Raw genomic sequence first — 21,240 nt, 5'->3', positions numbered from 1 at the left:
GCCGGACAGGAGCAGGTGTGCATTCGACGCCAAACGTCATGGCAAGAAACCTCCCGTTCCCGCCATCCCTGCTGTTCAGGAACCTGGCGTCGGCGGCGTCGGATCGCCTGCTTGCGCCGATGGATCGTGGCGGGTTCGGTCCGCGCGGCGCGCGCAACCGGCTGCGGATCGGTGGCTTCGTCTGTTGCTCCGGTTCGCCCGGGATGTGGGGGCCGGCCGCGACCTCGACCGCGCAGCTCGCGGTCGCCGAGATCAACCGGCGCGGCGGCATCCTCGGCCGTGAGATCGAGTTCTCGGTCTACGACGCCGGCGGTCCAATCGACGAGGTGATCGACCGCGCCGAGCAGGCGATCGCCTCCGACGAGGTCGATCTCATCATGGGCATGCACACCAGCGCGGTGCGTGTCGCGCTGCGTCACCTCATCACCCGCAGCAAGATCCCCTACATCTACACGCCGGTCTATGAGGGCGGCGAGCGGACGCCGGGCGTCATTGCGATCGGCGAGACGCCGCGCTGGCAGAACCGGCCGTCGATCCACTGGCTGGCCGAGGCGAAGCGCGCCAGGCGCTGGTACCTGATCGGCAGCGATTATGTCTGGCCCTGGCAGTCGCACCGCGCGGTGAAGCGCTACATCAAGGAGACCGGGGGCCTCGTGGTCGGCGAGGAGTTCGTGCCGGTCGGCGAGGACGATCACGCGGCGCATCTGGAGCGGATTCGTGCGGCGAAGCCCGATGTCGTGCTGATCTCGCTGATCGGCACCGACAGCGTGACCTTCAACCGCGCCTTCGCCGATGCCGGACTTGCCGCCACAACGCTGCGCTTTGCCGGCTGTTTCGACGAAACGGCGCTGCTCGGCGTCGGCGCCGACAAGACCGAGAACCTGTTCTGCGCCTCCGGCTATTTCCCCTCGGTCGGCTCGCAGGCCGGCGACGATTTCAGGGACCGCTATCGCGCGATGTTCGGTCCGTTCGCGCCGCCGGTCGGATCGTGCGGCGAGTCCGCCTATGAGGGCTTCTGCCTGTTAGAGGCTGCCGCCAACCGCGCCGGCACGCTCGACCTGCGGCCGCTGCTCGCGGCAGCGGATAATCTCGTCTATCGCGGCCCGCGCGGTCCGGTCATGGTGCGCAGCGGCCACGCCAGGATGCCGATGTATCTGGCCGAAGCCGATGGCCTCGACTTCAGGGTGATCAAGGCGATCTGATTCTTTCTTCACCTCTCCCGCTTGCGGGGGAGGTCGCATTGCATCGAAGATGCAATGCGGGTGGGGGCTTTCTCCACCATGCGATCCGCTGAGATACCCCCACCCCGACCCTCCCCCGCAAGCGGGAGAGGGAGTTTGCGAAATAATACTTGAAAAGGAAAATATTTCCGTTTTCAATACAGCAACGGGGTGAGCGGTTCGCGCGGGGCAAACGCGCCGCCGCTGCTTCGTGCCCAAGGATGTCCAAGGGATCCGATCCAGGAATCAAAGATCAAAAGCTTCAGGAGAGCGCCGTGACCGTCGTCCTTCCCACGCCAACGCAACTTCGTGCCGTCGCCGAGCAGTGCGGCCTGTCCCTGACCGATGAGGACGTGGCCTCGTTCCGCGGCCTGATGCAGGGCTCGGTCGATGCCTACAACCTCGTCGCCCAGATGCCGGACGAATTGCCCGAAGTGAAGTATCCGCGCACGCCCGGCCATCGTCCGGCACCGGAAGACAACAAGCACAACGCCTGGTACCGCAAGTCGACGGTGAAGGGCGCGGCCTCCGGCAAGCTCAAGGGCAAGACGGTGGCGCTGAAGGACAACATCATGCTGGCCGGCGTGCCGATGACCAACGGCTCGTCGACGCTGGAAGGCTATATCCCCGATTTCGACGCCACCATCGTCACCCGCATGCTGGATGCCGGCGCCGAGATCGCCGGCAAGACGCACTGCGAGCATTTCTGTCTGTCCGGCGGCAGCCACACCGGCTCCTATGGGCCGGTGCACAATCCGCACAAGATGGGCTATTCGGCCGGCGGCTCGTCGTCGGGCTCCGGCGTCGTGGTCTCGCTCGGCGAGGTCGACATGGCGATCGGCGGCGACCAGGGCGGCTCGATCCGCATGCCGTCCTCGTTCTGCGGCACCTACGGCATGAAGCCGACCTGGGGCCTCGTGCCCTACACCGGCATCATGCCGATCGAGATCTATGTCGACCACACCGGCCCGATGACCGCGACCGTGGAAGACAACGCGCTGCTGCTGGAAGTGCTGGCCGGCGACGACGGCTATGATCCCCGGATCAAGGCGCCGAAGGTCGACGACTACACCAAGGCGCTCGGCAAGGGCGTCAAGGGCATGAAGATCGGCATCGTCAAGGAAGGCTTTGAGCAGCCGACCGCGGAGGCCGCGGTGAATGAGAGCGTGCATGAGGCGGCCAAGCGCTTCAAGGACCTCGGCGCCAGCGTCGAGACGGTGTCGATCCCGATGCACATGCTCGGCGGCGCGATCTGGACCCCGATCGGCACCGAAGGCCTGACCCAGACCATGATGTTCGGCGACGGCTACGGCCTCAGCCGCTCCGACCTCTATTCGACCTCGCTGATGGATTTCCATCGCGGCTGGCGCCGTCAGGCGGATTCGCTGTCCGAGACCACCAAGCTGTTCATGATGCTCGGCACCTACATCAACAACAATTTCGGTCCGCGCTTCTACGGCAAGGCGCTCAACATCTCCCGCCGGCTGGCCGCGGCCTATGACAAGGCCTTCAAGGACTACGATCTGCTGCTGATGCCGACCACGCCGATGAAGGCGACGAAGTTGCCCGAGGCCAATGCCAGCCGCGAGGAATATGTCGCCCGTGCGCTGGAGATGATCTCCAACACGGCGCCGTTCGACATTACCCATCACCCGGCGATGTCGCTGCCCTGCGGCATGGTCGACGGGTTGCCGGTCGGCCTGATGCTGGTCGGCCGGATGTTCGAGGAATCCACCATCTACCGCGCCGCGCATGCCTTCGAGCAGGCCGGCGACTGGAAGAAGATGTGAGGCGCCGCTTGTCGCAGAAACAGGCCGAACGGATCGGGCACCATGGCTAGCACCTTCGCCGCGGTGTTCGAGATCGTGAGCTTCGGCGCGATCATCGTGCTGGTCGTGCTCGGGCTCGGCATCATCGCCAGCATGATGGGCATCTTCAACTTCGCGCAGGGCGAATTCGTCCTGCTTGGGGCCTATGTCACCTATCTGGCCTACGCTCATGGCGCGCCGGTCTGGGTCGGCATGGTCGCCGCGCCCTTTGTGGTCGGCGCGCTCGGCTTCGTGCTGGAGGCGCTGATCATCAGGCGGTTCTATGCCGCGCCGATCGTGGCGATGCTCGGCACCTATGCGCTCGGGCTGATCATCCGCGAAAGCGTCCGCGGCCTGATCGGCGGCTTCTATCTCACGGTGCCGGAGCCGATCGGCGGTTCGATCGATCTCGGCTCCGTCCACATCTCGGCCTGGCGCTTCACCATCATCGTGATCACGCTGTTGGTGATGGGCGGCTGCTATCTGCTGCTGGCGCGGACGAGCTTCGGGCTTCGGGTCCGCGCCACGCTGGAGAATCCGGCGCTGGCGCGCGCGTCGGGCATCTCGACGCCGTTGATCTACGGCGCGACCTTTGCGTTCGGCGCGGCGCTCGCCGGGCTTGCCGGCGCGCTGATCGTGCCGGTGTTCAGCCTGTTTGCCGATCTCGGCATCCGCTTCCTGATCCAGGGCTTCGTTGCCGTGATGGTCGGCGGGGTCGGCTCCTTCATCGGTCCGGTCGCCGGCGCCGGCGTGATCGGCACGCTTAGCGCGGCGCTGCCATGGGTCATGTCTCCCGTCGTCGCCGACGTCCTCGTCTTCGTGCTCGCCATCGCCTTCATCAAATTCCGGCCGCAAGGCCTCATTGCTGGGAAAGGGGTCTAATCACCATGTCGATTGAACGCATGAATCTCACGCGCCGCCGCTTCATGAGCAATTTCGCTTTCGCGACCGGCGCGCTCGCGACCGGGGTCGGAAGCTGGGTGGTGAGGCCCGATTGGGCCAACGCCGCCGAGGGACCGATCAAGGTCGGCATCGCGACCGACCTGACCGGCCCGATCGCCTATGCCGGCAATGCCGACGCCAACGTCGCCAAGATGGTGATCAAGGAGATCAACGCCGGCGGCGGCCTGCTCGGCCGGCCGCTCGAGCTCTATATCGAGGACACCGCCTCGAACGAATCGGTCGCGGTCGGCAATGTCCGCAAGCTGATCCAGCGCGACAAGGTCGACATGGTGCTGGGCGGCATCACCTCCTCGATGCGCAACGCGATCAAGGACCCGATCGTGGCGCGCGGCAAGACGCTCTACATCTATCCGCAGCTCTACGAGGGCAAGGAGTGCACGCCCTATCTGTTCTGCACCGGGCCGACCCCGGCGCAGCAATGCGACGAGTTCATTCCCTGGCTGATCAAGAACGGCGGCAAGAAGTTCGCGCTGCCGAGCGCCAACTATGTCTGGCCGCACACGCTCAACGTCTACGCCCGCAAGGTGATCGAGGACAATGGCGGCGAGGTCGTGTTCGAGGAGTATTACCCGCTCGACCAGGTCGACTTCTCGTCGACCGTCAACCGCATCATCTCCAACAAGGTCGACGTCGTCTTCAACACCGTGATCCCGCCGGGCGTCGGCCCATTCTTCAAGCAGCTCTATGAAGCCGGCTTCCTCAAGAACGGCGGGCGGCTCGCCTGCGTCTACTATGACGAGAACACGCTCAACATCAATCAGGCCAGCGAGATCGAGGGACTGGCGAGCTGCCTCGACTATTTCAAGGTGCTGACCAAGGAGGATCCGTTCAACGCCAAGATCCAGGCGGCCTATGAGAAGGATTTCCCGGGCAACTTCCTGTTCGCCGCCGGCAGCGCCGCCACCGGAACCTATCGCGGTCTCAAGCTGTGGGAAGCCGCGGTCAAGGAGGCCGGCAAGGTCGATCGTGACTCGGTTGCGGCTGCGCTCGATCACGCCAAGATCGCCGAAGGGCCCGGCGGCCCGGCCGAAATGGTTCCGGGCAAGCGTCACTGCAAGATGAAGATGTACACCGCTGTTGCCAAAGGCGGGAACTATGAGATCGTGGCGCGCAGCGCCGGTCTCGTCGATCCCAAGGAATGCTGAGCAATCCATGGGTGGAGCAGAGCAGGCCGTCGCACGCATCGGTGAGGAACCGGATGTCGTGACAGGTGAGGGTGCACCGGCCGCGCGCGCGCCGGCGGGACAGGCATCGGCAGGATGGAAGGTCCTGCCGATCGTGGAAGGGCTGGTGCTGCTGATCGCACTGGTCCTGCCATGGGTGCTGCAGGATTATCTCACGGTGTTCGCCACCCGCGTGGTGATCCTCGCGCTGTTCGCGCTGTCGTTCGACCTGGTGTGGGGCTATGCCGGCATCATGAGCTTCGGTCAGGCGCTGTTCTTCGGCGCCGCCGGCTACGGCGTGGCGCTGATGGCGCGCGACCTCAACGTCACCTCGATCCTTCTGATCTTGCCCGCCGGCATGCTGATCGGCCTCACCGCGGCGCTGCTGCTCGGCGGCTTTCTCTTGCTCGGTCGCTATCCCTCGAGCGTGATCTTCGTCTCGCTCGGCACCCTGACCGGCTCCTATGCGGCGGATCGGCTGGCGCGCGGCTGGTATTATCTCGGCGGCCAGAACGGCATTCCGTCGATCCCGCCGCTCACGCTCGGCAGCTACGAGTTCGAGGAGGGGCCGGTCTATTACTACATGGTGCTCGGCATCCTCGTGGTCGTCTATCTGCTCTGCCGCTTCCTGGTCCGCTCGCAATTCGGCCTCGCGCTCGCCGGCCTGCGCGAGAACGAGCAGCGCATCGCCTTCTTCGGCTACAAGGCGCAGCATCTGAAGGCGATCATCTTCGCGGTCGGCGGCACCATCGCCGGTCTCGCCGGCAGCCTCTATGCCTTCCACGAAGGATTTGTCTGGCCCAACATGCTGGGCGTCGTGTTCTCGACCCAGGTCGTGCTCTACGTCTTGTTCGGCGGCTCCGGCACGCTGATCGGCGCCGTGATCGGCACCGTGATCATCGAGGGCGTCAGCTTCTGGCTGTCGGACAATTACCGCGATGTCTGGCCGATCATCCTCGGCGTGCTGCTGCTGCTCGTGATCATGTTCCGCCCGCTCGGGCTGGTCTCATTCGTGCTCGGCGAGCGCGAGCGGGTCGGCAGCTTCGGCAAGGGACCAAACAAGAAGGCACCAAAGCCAAAGGAGACCGGCCATGCCGCTCCTTGAGGCGTCAGGCATCAGCAAGGTGTACGGCAAGCTCACCGCGCTCGACGGTGCGGCGCTGACCGTCGGCGAGAACGAGTTTCATGGCCTGATCGGCCCCAACGGCTCGGGCAAGAGCACGCTGATGAAATGCGTCGCCGGCGCCGAGGTGCCGACCACGGGCAAGGTCTCCTTCATCAACACCGACATCACCGCGTTCACGCCGACCGAGCGCGCCCGCGCCGGCATGAGTCTGAAATTCCAGATCACCTCGGTGCTGCCGACGCTGACGTTGTACGACAACATCTTGCTGGCGTTGCAGGCGCATTCGTCGCTGTTCGATCTCGTGCTGTCGCGCACCCGCGACAGGCTGCACGATCAGGTGATGACGATGCTGACCCAGTTCCGTCTCGCCGATCGGGCGTATGACCCGGCCGCGGCACTGTCGCACGGCCAGCAGCAATGGCTCGAGATCGCGATGGCGCTCGCCGGCAAGCCGCGGCTGTTGCTGCTGGACGAGCCGACCGGCGGCATGAGCCTCGAGGAGCGCCGCGTCACCGGCGAGCTGTTGCAGCCGATCAAGCAGCATTGCTCGCTCGTCATCGTCGAACACGACCTCGATTTCATCCGCGACATCTGCGACCGCCTCACGGTGCTCGACCAGGGCAAGGTGCTGGCGTCGGGGACGGTCGCGGAAATCCAGGCCAACAAGAGCGTCCAGGAGATTTATCTTCGCCGTGCCTGATCAGTCCTTCCTCGATATCCGGCATCTCGATGCCGGTTATGGCCGCAGCCAGGTCCTGTTCGATGTCAACATCGGCATTCCCTGGCGCGGCGGCGTTGCCGTGCTCGGCCGCAACGGCGCCGGCAAAACCACGCTGATGAAGACCATCGTCGGCGAGCTCGCAAGCACAACGGGAGAGTTGTTCTTCGACGGCCGCGACATCACGCGGCGTCGCACCGAGGAGCGCGTGCGCTCCGGCATCGGCTATGTGCCGCAGGAGCATTCGGTGTTCGCCCGCCTGTCGGTGCGCGACAACCTCGCGGTCGGCTCGCTGACCAATTCGGATGCCGGCGCGGTCGATCGCGTGCTGGCGATCTTCCCGAAGCTCGGCCAGCGCCTCGACCAGCCGGCCGGCACGTTGTCAGGCGGCGAGCGCAAGATGCTGGCGATCGGCCGCGCCATGCTCGGCAATCCGAAACTGCTGCTGTTGGACGAGCCGACCGAAGGCGTCTGGATCGGCGTGATCGAGGAGATCACCGAGCGGCTGATCGAGCTCGCCAAGAGCATCTCGGTCGTGATCGTCGAGCAGCATCTCGACCTCGCGCTGCGCGTCGCCGACTATGCCTATGTGCTGGACCGCGGCCGCGTCGCGCTTCAGGGCGGCGCCAGCGAGGTGCGGAACGATCCCGAACTGTTGCGGTATCTGGCGCCGTAGCAGGGGCGGCGTCAACCGGCCGGGTCGATTTCCATGCGGTACCCCTTGAGCCGGGCAAGCGGCGCCAGGATCCGAAACAGGATCTTCTGCAGCAGGATTGGCGGGCCGGCGAGGTAGAGGTGATTGCGATAGGTATGCAGGAGCAGCGCGATCAGGAGAAAGTGCGGGTCGCCTTGCTTGGAGAACCAGTGTGTTCGCTTTGCCGCGATGCTGGCAAAATTCGCAAAGAACCGCAGGTGCTGCTGAGCCGGGGTGAACTCGACGGTGAACTCGGCGGGTTCTTCACCGGCGTTGGCGAAGAAATGCGGCTGCCCACGCGGCACGACAGCGCGCTCACCCGGCCCGATCGATTGTTCCTTGCCCGATATCACGACCTTGATGCGTCCCTTTCTGACCAAAAAATGCTCGTCCGCGCCTGGATGGACGTGCACCAGGGCATTGCCGCCACCGGAGCCGCCCTGCTCGAGACGCAGATCGAAGCGCGCGGTCGTTGGATCGTCCAGCGGTCCCGAAAAGATGAAGGTTTCCTTGTTGAAGGCGTTGACGAGCGTGAGACCTCGCTCGATGGACATACTGAGAGTCATTGATCGATCCGGCGGTAGGTAACGGGAGTCGAAAGGCTCGCCGATCAGGCCACGAACGTATTGTAGAAATCGGACGTGGCGAGCGAGGCGTTGAGCCTCTGATGTTCCGGCGTCGCCGCTGCGCGGAAGAAGGCTCCGGGCGGCTTGCCCGTCATTGACTTGAACTCGTTGACAAGATGGGCCTGATCGTTGAACCCGCACGCATAGGCGATGTCCGCCCAGGCTCCTCCGAAGCGTCGCGACCCGATGACGTTCCCCATGCGCACGACGCGCGCGAATTGCTTCGGGTTGGTACCGACCAGTAGCTTGAAGCGGCGAGACAGCTGGCGCTCGCTGATATCAAGCTGGGACGCCAGTTGTCGCACCGACACTCGGGGGTCACCGAGCAGGTCAAGAACGGCGCGACGCACGAGCGGATCGGGGGCGCGGTCGCGCATCTGCCCGGTCAGAAAGTCTTCGAGCACCTCGGCCCGCGCGGCTGCGCTGCGAGCCTCGGCCAATGCCTCCCCCAGCAGCGACACTCTTGTGGTGCCGAAGACGTCGCTGAGCGGAATATTGACATCCGTGAATTCATGGAGGGCTTCACCGAACAGAAGCGAGGCCGCCTCCGGCCTGAGGCGCACGAGGGCGGCTCCGATGGAACCCAATGGGCGGATGGTGATGGCGCGGCTTTGGACCCCCGTCACAACTTGCCGATAATGGCCGGACTTGCCCGGCCTGTCCGACACCATCGGATCTCGGTAATGGACGACCAGGAGGGGAAATACGGTCGGCAGGACTCTGACCGTCAGAGCTGTTGCCTCGGCGGCAGGGACATCGACGTCCCAGATTGCCTCAACGGCACTGGCGAGCTTGGGAGCAGGCCGTATGAATGTCGATCCAACCATGCTGCACGGCCGGACCTAGTCGCTTCGGGTGTCCGTTTCAACCCCTCGGGGTCTCATGGAGCCCGAAGCACAAGTCGATGATCGCTCCGGGGCATTTGCGACCGCAGATCGTGGATGCGACGCGGATTGGGTCAAGGAGCTTGCCTGCCGGCTCATCCATTGCCGAAGCAGAGGAACTGCGGTTCCACAGGAACGAACAGCGCCGGCTGCCGTTGGGCCGCGGGAGGAATTCACCAATGCGTTATCTCTCGATCATAACCCTTTGTGCTGCTGCCGTGATGAGCAGCGGTGCCGCGCTGGCACAGCATTCCGGCACCAAGTCGGAACAATCCGCGTGCTCGCGCGATGCACAGCGCTTTTGCCGCAAGGACCTCGGCAATGACGGCGCCGTGCAGAGCTGCCTTCAGATGAAGCGGGCCAGCCTGAGCTCGAGCTGCAAGAAGGTCTTTGAGAGCCACGGCATGTAACCGCGACCCGCCGGCGCAGCGTGTTGGATGCGGGCGACGGCGGGCGGCGCCATCCGGCAGGTTGCTTCAGTCCAGCGTCGAGTAGATGGCGTTCGGCTGACGGCTGGACTTCACGTCGTCGCTGGAGGCCTTGTCGGTGTAGCTATTGCCGAAATTGCTGCGGACATAGTTCACGACAGCTGCGACCTGGTCGTCGTCCAGGAAGCCACCAAAGCCAGGCATGGCTTTTTGCCCGTAGAGAACCAGATAGATCGGATAGCCTGCGCTCTCGAGGTTCTTGTTGCCGGCGAGCGCGGGATAGGCACCTGCGCCAACCGCGCCCTTGCCGTCGGGCATGTGGCAGCCCTGGCAGATGGTCGCATAGAGCGTCTTGCCGTCCCTTGCCGCGAAATTGTTGGCGCCGACCACGCCCGCCGAATCCGCAAGGCCGGTCCGCGCAGGAAAGCTGATCGCCGCCATCGCCATCAGGCCGATCGCGAGGCATCGGGACGCGCGCTGTGCGCCGGGGACACCGCGAAATGAAATGCTGCTGCCGATCATGTCAGTTTCCTCCAACCGCGCGCTTGTGCAGGCGCTCAATGGCGGAGAGCGAAGACAGGATGGCGCCCTCCTGCCAGGCGTTGACGTAGGAGCAATGCTCGCCGGCGAGGACGACGCGCCCGTCGATGGCGCACAGGTTCTTGTAGTGATCGCGCCGCGTATTCTGCTTCCACATGCCGAAGCAGCCTAGGGTCCAGGGCACGCGATGCCAGGACACGGCGATGCCATTGTCGAATTCTGTCATCATCTGCGGATGCAGCTTGCTGCCATGTTCGAGCGCGCGCTTGACGCGGTCTTCCGGCGCCAGCGCGGTGAACTCGACCCCGGCGACGCCAAAGACATAAGCGCCGAGCAGCACGCCCTTGCCGGGGCTCAGATAATCCGTGCTGGGGTAGGATATCTGCCCGATCGGAAGGTCGGTGAAGCTGATGCCGCCATAGATCGCCTCGTCCTGTTCCCAGAACCGGCGCTTGAACTGCAGGCCGACCTTGGTCGACGGCGCGTATGGCACGGCCTCGATGGCGGCCTGCATGCTGGAGGAGAAGTTGGCCTTGATCTGGCTGAGGACCGACAACGGAATCGTGCAGACGCACCAATCCGCCTTGAGCTGCTGCGTGGGTCCGTCGCCCTTTGCACTGGAATAACTGATGGTGACGCCGTCATTGCCCTGGGCAATCTCGGTGACCTTGACGTTGAACGTGATGAGATGGTTGACCTTGGCCGCAAAGGCTTCCGCAATCCTTTCCATGCCGCCAACGGGCTGGAACAGGGTTTGCCCATATTCGTAAGTGAGCGGGAAGTTCAGATAGCTCCACAGCCGGGAATGCAGGATATCCTCGCGTGAGATCGGGGTAGACGGCGTCGGTGCGCCGTCGGGACCGCCGCCCGGGTCCTTGTCATTGCCGCGCAGGGCGCTTGCCGTGGCCGCGCTGTATTTATAGTTCTTGTCGAGCGCGCCCCAGGTGCGCAGGGATTCGAGCAGGATCTCGCGGTCTTCCTTGCTCACGGGCTCGTCGAGCTTGTCGGCATTGGCCGCCTTCGCCAGCAACTCCGATACATAGCCGTTGAAGTCGGACATGATATGGCGCCAGCGCTGCGGCTTGCCGCCAAAGGCGTTGCTGTGATGCAGATAAGCATTGACGTTGTGTTCGACGAACGCCTCCAGCTTCACGCCAAGCTGTCCGCAGTAATAGAGCAGGGCGCGGTGATGATAGGGAATGCGCCATGGCCCGGGATTGATATAGAGCCCCTTGTCGAAGTTGCAGGTCTGCGTGAAGCCGCCGAGCTCGGTGTAGGTGTCGCCGCCGCGCAGTGTCCACGAGCGGCCGCCGGCGCGCTCGCGATATTCGAGCACGGTCACCTTGTAGCCCGCCTTGCTCAATTCGAGCGCGGCCGTCATGCCGGCAAGGCCGGCGCCAAGGACGACGACCGAAGCGCCTTTCGGCGCACCTTCAAGTTTGATCGGATCGGTAAAGTCGGACTCCGCGGCGTGCCCGAGGCTGCTCATGGCCTGATAGAGCACCGCCGCGCTCGTGGTCGCCCCAATCATCGACAGTAAATTTCTGCGCGTGAAGGAGGATGAATTCTGATCGTTCATGTGTGACCCTCCGGATTCTTCAGGCCAGCTACGCACACGCAGACCGTCTCGTAACTGTCGCAAATCCCGGTGACGTGCACATCGTCAGGGAACTTCGCGGTACCCTTGGTTGCATCGTTGAGTATCACACTGGCGACGATTCCTGACAATCAGTTCAAGCGTTCCAAACTTGTTGCCTGAAATGTTCATCGTCGCGTCATGTGGGATTGGCGCGACCGTCATCGCGCGGGGTCACGCACCGCGATGATCGGCAGTGGCATCCATATGCATTGGCGTTGAACAGATCCCACGAGGAACGTCGTGAGGCCTGCGCTCATTCGCGCTCGATAAGATGCGCGCGCGAGGGCGCCGGCTCAAACCGGTCGGCGAAGTACTGCGTTTCGTGCGCGACCAGACCTTCGCGGAACTCCATGATGCTCACCACGTAAGATGGCCGGTCGTCATAGGTGAGGATGTACTCGGTGATCCACAGATCGCCGCTGCCGATCATGCGCCGGATCGTGAAGCGCTTCTTGTTCGGCTGCACCGTCCGGCTCTGCTGAATGTTGCGCCGGCCGCGGATCCGCTCGCCCGATTGCGGATAGTCGAGCACCGCATCCTCGCGATAGATCTCATGTTCGCGCTCGAAGTCGCTCGCGTCGGACGCGTCCCAATGGCGCTGCAGTGCCGTGCGTACGGTGTGATCGTCCATCGCAATCTCCCGGCCGTGCCCCGCGTGCACGATCTGGCGATCATCTACGCGTGGTTGGCAAGAGGAATGTGGGGGCGAAGGGCGGCCATGATTGAGAGGGCAAGTCGCGAGAATGCGGACCTGCGCCCCACTGGCCGAGCAACACATTCGATGTCGTCCCAGCCTTGAGCTGGGACCCATAACCACGAATGCGAATTGTCTTGAAAAGCTGTGGCCACAGCGCGCTTCAACAACGCGGCCCTGTGGTTATGGGTCCCTGCTTTCGCAGGGACGACACCTTGTGCTGTTCGAAGTGTTGATTGGAGACGACGAGCGCCGCGGCGCAAGCCGGCCGCGCTTACTTCACCGCGGAGAAGCGGGTGTCGAACGAGTTGGTCTGCACGACAGGTGCGGAGCCGGCGAGCTGGGTCGACGGTGTCGCGGCCGGCGCGGCGGCGGCGGTGCTGGTTGCCTGCGGCTTCGGCGCGGGCTTGGCGGCCTGCTTCGGCTCGGCCTTCGGTGCGACGCGAACCACCGATTGCGGCTTGGCCTCGGCGACCTTCGGCTTGGCGGGTGCGGCCGCGACCGGAGCCGCTGCGGTGGTCTTGCTGGCGTCGGCGGTGCCGCCGATACCGACCTTTTGGGCAAAGCTGGAGAAGAAACCTTCGGATTTGTCGGACGTGTTGGCCGAGGCGACGCGGGCAGTCGACGACGTCGTCGCCACCACAGGCTCTTCCTGCTGGACCGCGAGATTGGGTTTGGGCGGATTGACCGTGCCGGGGATCGTGCCGGGCGCGCGTGCCAGCGACATCGATTGCAGCGCCTGGCTGTCGCCGCCTTCGGACAGACCGGTGTTTCCTTCCGGAATCTTCGAGGCGAAGATCGCGTTCATGCCGCCGTCGATGCCGGTGTTGAGGCGCGCCACGGGCGTGCCCTTGGACACCAGCTTGGCGGTCTCGGCGGCGTCCCGCTGCTCCTTCTCGCGCACGGCGCTCACGATCTCCTCGGGGATCACATAGGCCGGGCACTTCGCGGAGGCGTCGAACACCGGATCGCGCGTTGCGTTCGGCGCCTTGACTGCGTCGAACACGTACTTCTTCTCGCAGAAGTCGACCTTCGGCTCCTGCTTCGTCACCTCGAAATGATCGTAGCCTTCCTTGATCATCTTCCAGAAAGGCATGTTCGGATTGTTGCGGTGCTTGGCCATGTTCACCGGCGTCATCCGGAACGGATAGGCCTGCAGCTGGAACGCCTTCTGGCCGCCGAAGAACGACTCGCGGCCGAGCGAATAGATTTCCGCGATCTGCTCGTCGGTCATCGCGTAGCAGCCGCGCGAGGAACAGTCGCCATGCACCATCAACTGCGAGCCGGTGCGGCCGAGCGCCTTGTCGAACGCGTTGGGATAGCCGGTGTTGAACGACAAATAATAGGCCGACTGCGGATTCATCTGGCTCGGGTTGATCGAGTAGAACCCTTCGGGCGCCTGGCGGTCGCCCTCACGGACCTTCGGGCCGAGATCGCCCGACCAGCGGCAGATCGGATAGGTCTTGAGCAGTGCGAACTGGCCGGAGCGGGTCTGCTTCCAGACCTCGAGCTCGGCCTCCTGCTTGAACAGCCGCACCAGGATCGGCGACTGCATGTCCATGTCCTTCTCGGTCATGGCAGCGACGAGCTTCGGCGGGACCGGCTGGTTGGCCTTGGCGTTCTGGGCGAGCGAGATCTGGTCGCTGTCACAGCCGGCGAGCATGACACCCGCGGCGAGGACCGCCGAAGTCAGAAGCGCGCGTACGAGCGTGCGATGAGTCAAGTCCGAGCTCCACACCCACCGGGCGATTTTCGCGACCCCAACACGGCGAATATGCCCTGAAGCCATTGTGTAAAATATTAGCCTTCGACGCCCCCTGCTCGCAACCTGAACGGAGGCTGACACCGCTCACGGTAGCAGGCATGGTTCAAGGAACGTTAAAGACCCGGCTCGGGGCCCAATTACGGCAAAATCGGCTGATTTGGTCGAAAAATCCGCCCGTTTGGGCGGCTCAGCCCAGCTTGCGGCCGATATCCAGGAACTTCTGGCGCCGCTGTTTGCGAATCGCGTCCGGATCAAGATTTCGTAGGTCGTTGAACGCCTGGGCGATGGCATCGCCCAGGGTCGTGATCATCGCGGCGGGGTCGCGATGAGCGCCGCCGGAGGGTTCCTTCAGGATCTGGTCGATCACGCCGAAGCGCAGCATATCCTGGGCGGTGATCTTCATGCTGTTGGCGGCTTCCTGCGCCTTGGTGCCGTCGCGCCACAGGATCGACGATGCCGCCTCCGGCGAGATCACGCTGTAGATCGCGTGCTCCATCATCAGCACGCGGTTGGCGGTGGTGATGGCGATGGCGCCGCCCGACATGCCCTCGCCGGTGACGATCGCGACATTGGGCACGCCGAGCGACAGGCAGGCGTCGATCGAGCGCGCGATCGCCTCGGCCTGGCCGCGCTCCTCGGCGCCGATGCCGGGATAGGCGCCGGCGGAGTCCACGATCGACAGCACCGGGACGCCGAAGCGGTCGGCCATCTCCATCAGGCGCACCGCCTTGCGGTAGCCTTCGGGACGCGCCATGCCGAAATTGTGCTTGATGCGGGTATCGGTGGTGGCGCCCTTCTCCTGGCCGACCACGCAGATGCTCTCGCCGCGGAAGCGGCCGAAGCCGCCGATCAGGGCCTCGTCGTCGGCGAATTTGCGGTCGCCGGCCATCGGGGTGAATTCGGTGATCAGGCCGCCAATGAAATCGGTGAAGTGCGGTCGCTGCGGATGCCGCGCCACCAGCGTCTTCTGCCACGGCGTCAGATTGGCATAGAGGTCGGTGAGGGCCTGTGCCGCCTTGTCCTCGATCCGCGCGACCTCGTCGCCGATGTCGCTGCCGCTCGCGGCAAGCGCACGCAACTCGTCGATCTTGGATTCAAGCTCGGCGACGGGTTTTTCGAAGTCGAGATAGCTGCGCATCGGGTCGGGCATCAACTCAATATAGGGAGGAACAATGCGAGGGGCGAAGCGGTTTTGGCGGTGGCAAGAGAAGTTTTGTAACTTCAATCGGTTAACGCGCATTCGGGCGGAATGCACGCTTCGGGATCGCAGGCAGGTGACGCTCTTTCTGCGGAGACGCAGCGGAAGTCAAGGCGGATTGCTCGTAGCCCGGATGGAGCGAAGCGCAATCGGGGGAGCTATATCGGCGGAAATACCTTTCCCGGATTTCGCTGCGCTCCATCCGGGCTACGGACCTTTACGATTTCTCCGCCAGCGGATGCAGGTCGCGGACCAGGCTCTTCAGCCGCTCCTCGACCACATGGGTGTAGATCTGGGTGGTCGAGATATCGGTATGGCCGAGCAGGGTCTGTACGATGCGCAGGTCCGCGCCATTGTGCAGCAGGTGGCTGGCGAAGGCGTGGCGCAGCACGTGCGGTGACACCAGCCGCGGCGCCAGGCCGGAGGCAGCCGCGAGTTCCTTCAGGTCGCGGGCGAAATGCTGCCGGGTCAGGTGGCCGCTCTCGCCGGAGGACGGAAACAGCCATTTCGACGGTGCGGCCTTCTTCGCCTTCGGCTGCACCACCTCCAGCGCGGCGAGGTAATCCGCCATCGCCTGGCGCGAGGCGTCGTTCAGCGGCACCAGCCGCTCCTTGTTGCCCTTGCCGCGCACCACGATCATCCGCGCATCGCGCCGCGCCGCCGAGACCGGCAGCGACACCAGTTCGGAGACGCGCAGTCCGGTGGCGTAGAGCACCTCGAGCAGGCAATACAGCCGCAACGCGCGCAGCCGCTGTGCCGGCGAGACGTCGGTCTGGGTCAGCTCCTTGGCGCGGGTCAGCATCCGGTCGACGTCCGCGATCGACAGCACCTTGGGCAGGCCGCGGCCGCGCTTCGGGCCGGACAGGATCGCGGCCGGATCGTCGCCGCGGATCCGTTCGTTGAGCAGGAAACGGTAGAAATGCCGCATCGCCGACAGCCGCCGCGCCACGCTGGTCGACTTGAAGCCCCGCGTGTCGAGGTCAGCGAGGTAGCCCCGCAGCGCCTCGGTGTCGGCACTGGTGAAATCGGCGCCGGCATGGGCGAGGAAATCGGAGAAATCGGTGAGGTCGCGCCGGTAGGCGTCGAGCGTGTTGCGGCCTGCGCCCTGTTCCGCGGCGAGCATGTCGAGGAACAACGCGGTCAGCTTGGCGTCGGAGGACTTGGTCTTGGCAGGAGCTTTGGCAGCAGCGGGCATGCCAGAATCATAGCGCCTATTTCTTGAGGAACTTATCCGGCGGGATGGTCACGCTCATTTCCCGCGGCTTTGGGTGCACGAAATTGGCCAGCGCGAAGACGATGCCGTAGCCGATCCCGAAAATCACGGCGACGACCGTCAGGAAGCGGAACAGGCTGGGCATGGAGGCGACTCAGGCGGCGAATTAACCAATGAAATCATCCAACATGTTCCCCGCGCCGTTGCAAGAGTCGCTGGTAACGGTGTCGCCGGGGGTAGTATAGGTGGCTCGAATTCTGAACAAATCGTCCCAATATCCGAGCTTTTTGATGTCCGACGCAGCCGTCCCGGCGCCCACCCACCCGACCCTGGAGGCCGATATCACGGCCGCCCTGGGGACGCGGTCGATCGTGCTGGTGGGCATGATGGGGGCCGGCAAGTCGACCATCGGCCGGCGGATGGCCGTGCGGCTCAAGCTGGCGTTCACCGACGCGGACACCGAGATCGAGGCGGCGGCGGACATGACGATCCCGGAGATCTTCGAGACCCATGGCGAGGCTTATTTCCGCGACGGCGAGGCGCGGGTGATCGCCCGCATCCTCGACAGCGGCCCGATCGTGCTGGCGACCGGTGGCGGCGCCTTCATGCGTGAGGAAACCCGCAAACGGATCAGCGACAAGGCGATCTCGATCTGGCTCAAGGCCGACAGTGATATCATCATGCGCCGGGTCCGCCGCCGCGCCGATCGTCCGCTGCTACAGACCGCCGATCCCGAGGCGACCGTCAACCGGCTGCTCAGCGAGCGCGAGCCGGTCTACCAGAACGCCGATCTGACGATTGCCTCGCGCGACGTGCCGCACGACCGCATTGTCGACGAATGCCTCGAGGCCCTGCACGCGCATCTGTGCGGCGTGCGTCCGGCCGGCGAGCCGCCATCTGATGGATTGAACGCGACCTCATGACTGCGCCCTTGAAACACTCCGCCTCGGTTACCGTCGACGTCGCGCTCGGCGACCGCGCCTATGACATCGTCATCGGCCGCGACGTGTTGCAGTCACTGGGCGAACGGGTCGCGGCGCTGCGGCCCGGCGTGCGGACTGCTGTTGTCACCGACCGCACCGTCGCGAAACACTGGCTGGAGCCTGCCGAAGCGTCGCTCGCGGCCGCAGGCGTGCCGACATCGCGGATCGTTGTCGAGGAGGGCGAGGGCTCGAAGAGCTACGCTACGCTGACGCAGGTCAGCGAAGCGCTGATCGCAGCGAAGATCGAGCGCAACGATCTGGTGATCGCGCTCGGCGGCGGCGTGGTCGGCGATCTCGCCGGCTTCGCGGCCGCGATCCTGCGCCGCGGCGTCGATTTCGTGCAGGTGCCGACCTCGTTGCTGGCGCAGGTCGATTCCTCCGTCGGCGGCAAGACCGGCATCAACTCGCTGCAGGGCAAGAACCTGATCGGCGCATTCCACCAGCCGGTGCTGGTGATTGCCGACACCTCGGTGCTCGACACGCTGTCGCCGCGCCAGTTCCGCGCCGGCTACGCCGAGGTCGCGAAATACGGTATCCTCGGTGACGCGGCCTTCTTCGCCTGGCTCGAAACGAACCACGCCGACATTTTTTCGGGCGGCGCGGGGCGCGAGCACGCGATCGCAACCTCCTGCCGCGCCAAGGCCGCCATCGTCTCCCGCGACGAGCGCGAGACCGGCGAGCGCGCGCTGCTCAATCTCGGTCACACCTTCGGCCACGCGCTGGAAGCCGCGACCGGCTTCTCCGACCGCCTGTTCCATGGCGAGGGCGTCTCGGTCGGCATGGTGCTCGCGGCGGAGTTTTCCGCGCAGCTCGGCATGATTTCGACGGACGCCGCTGACCGCATCGCGCGTCATCTTTCCGCGGTAGGATTGCCGACGCGCCTGCAGGATATCGCAGGCTTCACGCAGGAAGGGCTTGCCGATGCCGACGCTCTGTTGGCGCTGATGGCGCAGGACAAGAAGGTCAAGCGCGGCAAGCTCACCTTCATCCTGCTGGAGGCGGTCGGCCGCGCCGTGATTGCCAACAATGTCGAGCCTCAGCCGGTGCGCGACTTCCTGCAAGCCAAGCTGAAGGTTTAGAGTGGGATGACTCTCCTTCGGATCGTCATCCCACCCTATCTTTTTGATTTGAGCATGATCTTTTCGGAAAACCGCTGCACACTTTTCCGGATCATGCTCTAACCACGGATCAAGCCAGTGGGCTGGTTAACCTTCTCGATCGTGCTGCTCTGTCTGCTCGTCTCCGCCTTCTTCTCGGCGAGTGAGACGGCGCTGACCGGCGCCTCGCGCGCCAGCATGTTGCGGCTGTCGAAGCAGGGCAACAGCGAAGCCACGGTGGTCTCGAGCCTGATCGCGATGCGCGAGCGGATGATCGGCGCGCTGCTACTCGGCAACAACATCGCCAATATCGGCGCCTCCGCGCTCGCCACCGGCATCTTCACCGCCTGGTTCGGCGATGTCGGCGTGCTGTATGCCACCGGCGTGATGACGGTGCTGGTGGTGATTTTCGCGGAAGTGCTGCCCAAGACCGTCGCCATCAATGCGCCGGACCGGGTGTCGCTGCTGGTGGCGCGGCCGATGCGGCTGACGGTGTTCGTGCTCGGCCCGCTTCTCACCATCATCGAAGGGATCGTCCGCGCCCTGATGCGGCTGCTTGGCATCAAGATAGGCGCGCACCAGGCCATCCTGTCGCCGACCGAACGCCTGCGCGGCGCGGTCGACCTATTGCATCACGAAGGCAAGGTCGAGAAGCAGGACCGCGACATGCTCGGCGGGTTGCTCGACCTCAGCGAGCTGCAGGTCTCCGACGTGATGGTCCATCGCACCGAGATGACCATGGTCAACGCCGACCTGCCGCCCGAGGAATTGGTGCGCGAGGTGCTGGCCAGCGAATACACCCGCATCCCGCTGTGGCGGGAGAAGCCGGAGAACATAGTCGGCGTGCTCCACGCCAAGGACCTGCTGCGCGCGATGCGCGCCAATGAGGGCGACATGTCCGCGATCGATGCCTCCGCGATCGCGCTGCCGCCCTGGTTCGTGCCGGAGATGCGCCCGGTCTCCGAGCAGCTGAAGGCGTTCCGCCGCCGCAAGACCCACTTCGCCCTGGTGGTTGACGAGTATGGCGAGGTCGAAGGCATGGTGACGCTGGAGGACATCCTGGAGGAGATCGTCGGCGACATCTCCGACGAGCACGATGTCGTGGTCGCCGGCGTACGCGCCCAGCCGGACGGCTCGGTCGTGGTCGACGGCTCGGTGCCGATCCGCGACCTCAACCGTGCGATGGACTGGCGCCTGCCGGACGAGGAGGCGACCACGGTTGCCGGCCTCGTGATCCACGAGGCACGGTCGATTCCCGATCGCGGCCAGAGCTTCACCTTCCACGGCTTCCGCTTCCGCGTGCTCCGCCGCGAGCGCAACCGCATCACCGCGCTGCGCATCGTCGCCGTCCCGCGCGAGGCCGCCGAGCTCGAGAAGCCGAAGCGGGCAGGGACGGCGTTCTAGCTCTGCTACAGCGAATGCAAGCCCATCCCCGTCACCCTGAGGAGCCGCGAAGCGGCGTCTCGAAGGGTCGACGGCCACCAGCCGGGCCGTGCATCCTTCGAGGCTCGCTTCGCTCGCACCTCCAGCGACAAAGGCGAAGCCTTTGCGCGGGGATGACGGCTCACGAAGCGCGCTGGACTATTCGATATCGATCGAGATGCCCGACAGCCTCCACGCGCCGTCGGAGGGGATGAAGCCGAGCTGATACTTCACCTGCTTGGGCGTGGTGTCGAAATGGCCCTTCAGCCGCAACACGCCCTTGTCGTCGATCTTGGCGTCCTCATCGAGCACGATCGGCTTGGCGACCACGGCGTCGAACACCGCGTGCTTGTCGACCAGATCCTTGAAGATCGTCTTCAGCTTGTCCGGCGAAAACTGGTCGCGGAACGGCTTTGAGATCTTGGCGTGGAACACGGCGAAATTGTTCGCGGCCACCGCATCGTTGAGCGAGACCAGGATGCTCTTGATCAGCACCTCCTGGACGAATGGGCTCGGCATATCCAGCGCCGAGGCCGGGCGCATCGCGCAGGTCAGGAGCAGGCCGGCGGCGGCGACAATCGACCGGAAACGTGGCCAGCAAGGGATCATCAATGGGCCCAAATCAAGCGTGGCGATACGATCCATCATTTGCCTGCTCAGATATGGCGCAGGTCCGTCGCCCGAGGTCCCATTCTCATAACGGAAAACCACTGCTTCGTCTTGAGCCAAGCGCGAGCTAGCGCGGCTTTTCCCCGGGGCCGTGGGCATGGATCGCCAGCGCGTGCACCGAGCCGGCGAGTTCCTGCGCCAGCGTCGCATTTATCATGCGATGGCGTTCGATCCGGCTCTTCCCTTCGAAGGCCGGAGACACAATATATACCCGGAAATGCGTCTCGCCGCCTGGCCTGTGGCCGGCGTGGCCCTCATGCAGATGTGACTCATCGACCACGTCGAGGCTTTCAGGCAAGAAAGCTTCACGCAACTTGTTTATGATAGCGTCTTTGGTGCTCATGGCGGCGGAGTTAGGTCCGCGACGGCTTTTCGTCAATGGTGCAAGCG

22 protein-coding genes are annotated in these 21,240 nt (G+C 64.5%); 11 read left to right on the top strand and 11 right to left on the bottom strand.

From position 1 onward, the window contains the following. Positions 1 to 38 precede the first annotated feature (38 nt). The 7 genes from AAFG07_RS40610 to AAFG07_RS40580 all read left to right on the top strand — a co-directional run bounded on the left by AAFG07_RS40610 (position 39) and on the right by AAFG07_RS40580 (position 7,674). Positions 39 to 1,202 carry a substrate-binding domain-containing protein gene (locus AAFG07_RS40610; RefSeq protein WP_342725155.1) on the top strand — a complete coding sequence of 388 codons (1,164 nt, stop codon included), beginning with the start codon at positions 39 to 41 and terminating at the stop codon, positions 1,200 to 1,202. A 293-nt stretch (positions 1,203 to 1,495) separates the two neighbouring features. Beyond that, the gene (locus AAFG07_RS40605; RefSeq protein ID WP_342725154.1) at positions 1,496 to 3,010 is read left to right on the top strand and encodes an amidase; all 1,515 of its coding nucleotides are present in this window, start codon (positions 1,496 to 1,498) and stop codon (positions 3,008 to 3,010) included. 42 nt (positions 3,011 to 3,052) lie between these two features. Next, positions 3,053 to 3,910 (top strand): branched-chain amino acid ABC transporter permease, encoded by an 858-nt coding sequence (locus tag AAFG07_RS40600; RefSeq protein ID WP_092120142.1) that lies wholly within the window; start codon positions 3,053 to 3,055, stop codon positions 3,908 to 3,910. A 5-nt stretch (positions 3,911 to 3,915) separates the two neighbouring features. Continuing rightward, a complete protein-coding gene (locus tag AAFG07_RS40595; protein WP_212311940.1) occupies positions 3,916 to 5,136 on the top strand; it encodes a substrate-binding protein in 1,221 nt (406 codons plus the stop codon). 7 nt (positions 5,137 to 5,143) lie between these two features. Continuing rightward, positions 5,144 to 6,259, top strand: a complete 1,116-nt coding sequence (locus AAFG07_RS40590) for a branched-chain amino acid ABC transporter permease (protein WP_342725153.1) — start codon at positions 5,144 to 5,146, stop codon at positions 6,257 to 6,259. Then, positions 6,246 to 6,980 (top strand): ABC transporter ATP-binding protein, encoded by a 735-nt coding sequence (locus AAFG07_RS40585; RefSeq protein WP_342725152.1) that lies wholly within the window; start codon positions 6,246 to 6,248, stop codon positions 6,978 to 6,980. The genes AAFG07_RS40590 and AAFG07_RS40585 overlap by 14 nt, the downstream gene beginning before the upstream one ends. Further along, the gene (locus AAFG07_RS40580) at positions 6,973 to 7,674 is read left to right on the top strand and encodes an ABC transporter ATP-binding protein (RefSeq protein WP_342725151.1); all 702 of its coding nucleotides are present in this window, start codon (positions 6,973 to 6,975) and stop codon (positions 7,672 to 7,674) included. The genes AAFG07_RS40585 and AAFG07_RS40580 overlap by 8 nt, the downstream gene beginning before the upstream one ends. An 11-nt stretch (positions 7,675 to 7,685) precedes the next feature. Here the strand turns inward: AAFG07_RS40580 and AAFG07_RS40575 are convergent, their stop codons facing one another. Together AAFG07_RS40575 and AAFG07_RS40570 are read right to left on the bottom strand one after the other, a co-directional pair. Continuing rightward, positions 7,686 to 8,258, bottom strand: coding sequence for a cupin domain-containing protein (locus tag AAFG07_RS40575; protein ID WP_342725150.1), 573 nt, complete (start codon positions 8,256 to 8,258; stop codon positions 7,686 to 7,688). A gap of 44 nt (positions 8,259 to 8,302) precedes the next feature. After that, on the bottom strand, positions 8,303 to 9,145 hold the full coding sequence (locus AAFG07_RS40570) for an AraC family transcriptional regulator (RefSeq protein WP_342725149.1): 843 nt from the start codon (positions 9,143 to 9,145) through the stop codon (positions 8,303 to 8,305). Positions 9,146 to 9,381: 236 nt separating this feature from the next. On the opposite strand from AAFG07_RS40570, the gene AAFG07_RS40565 reads away from it, so the two are divergent. Further along, positions 9,382 to 9,612, top strand: coding sequence for a hypothetical protein (locus AAFG07_RS40565; RefSeq protein ID WP_342725148.1), 231 nt, complete (start codon positions 9,382 to 9,384; stop codon positions 9,610 to 9,612). Positions 9,613 to 9,678: 66 nt separating this feature from the next. Here AAFG07_RS40565 and AAFG07_RS40560 read toward each other — a convergent pair whose 3' ends face one another. From AAFG07_RS40560 to AAFG07_RS40530, 7 genes are all read right to left on the bottom strand, one after another. Further along, the gene (locus AAFG07_RS40560; RefSeq protein ID WP_342725147.1) at positions 9,679 to 10,152 is read right to left on the bottom strand and encodes a cytochrome c; all 474 of its coding nucleotides are present in this window, start codon (positions 10,150 to 10,152) and stop codon (positions 9,679 to 9,681) included. A 1-nt stretch (position 10,153) separates the two neighbouring features. Then, positions 10,154 to 11,749: a flavin monoamine oxidase family protein gene (locus tag AAFG07_RS40555; protein ID WP_342725146.1), complete on the bottom strand. Its 1,596-nt coding sequence runs from the start codon at positions 11,747 to 11,749 to the stop codon at positions 10,154 to 10,156. A 313-nt stretch (positions 11,750 to 12,062) separates the two neighbouring features. Continuing rightward, entirely contained in the window at positions 12,063 to 12,440 is a 378-nt protein-coding gene (locus AAFG07_RS40550; protein ID WP_342725145.1) for a nuclear transport factor 2 family protein, read from the bottom strand. Between the two features lie 337 nt (positions 12,441 to 12,777). Then, a complete protein-coding gene (locus AAFG07_RS40545; protein ID WP_342725142.1) occupies positions 12,778 to 14,226 on the bottom strand; it encodes a murein L,D-transpeptidase family protein in 1,449 nt (482 codons plus the stop codon). 229 nt (positions 14,227 to 14,455) lie between these two features. Then, positions 14,456 to 15,418, bottom strand: a complete 963-nt coding sequence (locus tag AAFG07_RS40540; protein ID WP_092120116.1) for an acetyl-CoA carboxylase carboxyltransferase subunit alpha — start codon at positions 15,416 to 15,418, stop codon at positions 14,456 to 14,458. A 265-nt stretch (positions 15,419 to 15,683) separates the two neighbouring features. Then, entirely contained in the window at positions 15,684 to 16,661 is a 978-nt protein-coding gene (xerD, locus tag AAFG07_RS40535; protein WP_342725141.1) for a site-specific tyrosine recombinase XerD, read from the bottom strand. Positions 16,662 to 16,677: 16 nt separating this feature from the next. Continuing rightward, positions 16,678 to 16,824 (bottom strand): hypothetical protein, encoded by a 147-nt coding sequence (locus tag AAFG07_RS40530; protein WP_050405944.1) that lies wholly within the window; start codon positions 16,822 to 16,824, stop codon positions 16,678 to 16,680. A gap of 145 nt (positions 16,825 to 16,969) precedes the next feature. Between AAFG07_RS40530 and AAFG07_RS40525 the strand changes: the two genes are divergently transcribed. From AAFG07_RS40525 to AAFG07_RS40515, 3 genes are all read left to right on the top strand, one after another. After that, a complete protein-coding gene (locus AAFG07_RS40525) occupies positions 16,970 to 17,602 on the top strand; it encodes a shikimate kinase (RefSeq protein ID WP_342725140.1) in 633 nt (210 codons plus the stop codon). Continuing rightward, positions 17,599 to 18,741, top strand: coding sequence for a 3-dehydroquinate synthase (aroB, locus tag AAFG07_RS40520; RefSeq protein ID WP_342725139.1), 1,143 nt, complete (start codon positions 17,599 to 17,601; stop codon positions 18,739 to 18,741). Before AAFG07_RS40525 ends, aroB begins: the two co-directional genes overlap by 4 nt. A 117-nt stretch (positions 18,742 to 18,858) precedes the next feature. Beyond that, complete coding sequence (locus AAFG07_RS40515; protein ID WP_342725138.1) at positions 18,859 to 20,163, top strand: HlyC/CorC family transporter; 1,305 nt, start codon at positions 18,859 to 18,861, stop codon at positions 20,161 to 20,163. Positions 20,164 to 20,340: 177 nt separating this feature from the next. Here AAFG07_RS40515 and AAFG07_RS40510 read toward each other — a convergent pair whose 3' ends face one another. After that, positions 20,341 to 20,829 carry a hypothetical protein gene (locus AAFG07_RS40510; RefSeq protein WP_342725137.1) on the bottom strand — a complete coding sequence of 163 codons (489 nt, stop codon included), beginning with the start codon at positions 20,827 to 20,829 and terminating at the stop codon, positions 20,341 to 20,343. 88 nt (positions 20,830 to 20,917) lie between these two features. Further along, positions 20,918 to 21,193 (bottom strand): BolA family protein, encoded by a 276-nt coding sequence (locus AAFG07_RS40505; protein WP_028338206.1) that lies wholly within the window; start codon positions 21,191 to 21,193, stop codon positions 20,918 to 20,920. Positions 21,194 to 21,240: the final 47 nt, after the last annotated feature.

It is taken from the genome of Bradyrhizobium sp. B097, assembly GCF_038957035.1.
Taxonomy (GTDB): domain Bacteria; phylum Pseudomonadota; class Alphaproteobacteria; order Rhizobiales; family Xanthobacteraceae; genus Bradyrhizobium.
Note: the sequence above shows the minus strand (reverse complement) of the source record. Positions and strands in the feature narration are given on the sequence as shown.

Coding starts and splice junctions, on each gene's coding strand:
- AAFG07_RS40505 (WP_028338206.1), bottom strand. CDS start 21,193: ATGAGCACCAAAGACGCTATCATAAACAAGTTGCGTGAAGCTTTCTTG.
- AAFG07_RS40590 (WP_342725153.1), top strand. CDS start 5,144: ATGGGTGGAGCAGAGCAGGCCGTCGCACGCATCGGTGAGGAACCGGAT.
- AAFG07_RS40595 (WP_212311940.1), top strand. CDS start 3,916: ATGTCGATTGAACGCATGAATCTCACGCGCCGCCGCTTCATGAGCAAT.
- xerD (WP_342725141.1), bottom strand. CDS start 16,661: ATGCCCGCTGCTGCCAAAGCTCCTGCCAAGACCAAGTCCTCCGACGCC.
- AAFG07_RS40570 (WP_342725149.1), bottom strand. CDS start 9,145: ATGGTTGGATCGACATTCATACGGCCTGCTCCCAAGCTCGCCAGTGCC.
- AAFG07_RS40600 (WP_092120142.1), top strand. CDS start 3,053: ATGGCTAGCACCTTCGCCGCGGTGTTCGAGATCGTGAGCTTCGGCGCG.
- AAFG07_RS40585 (WP_342725152.1), top strand. CDS start 6,246: ATGCCGCTCCTTGAGGCGTCAGGCATCAGCAAGGTGTACGGCAAGCTC.
- AAFG07_RS40575 (WP_342725150.1), bottom strand. CDS start 8,258: ATGACTCTCAGTATGTCCATCGAGCGAGGTCTCACGCTCGTCAACGCC.
- AAFG07_RS40560 (WP_342725147.1), bottom strand. CDS start 10,152: ATGATCGGCAGCAGCATTTCATTTCGCGGTGTCCCCGGCGCACAGCGC.
- AAFG07_RS40510 (WP_342725137.1), bottom strand. CDS start 20,829: ATGATGGATCGTATCGCCACGCTTGATTTGGGCCCATTGATGATCCCT.
- AAFG07_RS40550 (WP_342725145.1), bottom strand. CDS start 12,440: ATGGACGATCACACCGTACGCACGGCACTGCAGCGCCATTGGGACGCG.
- AAFG07_RS40530 (WP_050405944.1), bottom strand. CDS start 16,824: ATGCCCAGCCTGTTCCGCTTCCTGACGGTCGTCGCCGTGATTTTCGGG.
- AAFG07_RS40525 (WP_342725140.1), top strand. CDS start 16,970: ATGTCCGACGCAGCCGTCCCGGCGCCCACCCACCCGACCCTGGAGGCC.
- AAFG07_RS40540 (WP_092120116.1), bottom strand. CDS start 15,418: ATGCCCGACCCGATGCGCAGCTATCTCGACTTCGAAAAACCCGTCGCC.
- AAFG07_RS40565 (WP_342725148.1), top strand. CDS start 9,382: ATGCGTTATCTCTCGATCATAACCCTTTGTGCTGCTGCCGTGATGAGC.
- AAFG07_RS40555 (WP_342725146.1), bottom strand. CDS start 11,749: ATGAACGATCAGAATTCATCCTCCTTCACGCGCAGAAATTTACTGTCG.
- aroB (WP_342725139.1), top strand. CDS start 17,599: ATGACTGCGCCCTTGAAACACTCCGCCTCGGTTACCGTCGACGTCGCG.
- AAFG07_RS40610 (WP_342725155.1), top strand. CDS start 39: ATGGCAAGAAACCTCCCGTTCCCGCCATCCCTGCTGTTCAGGAACCTG.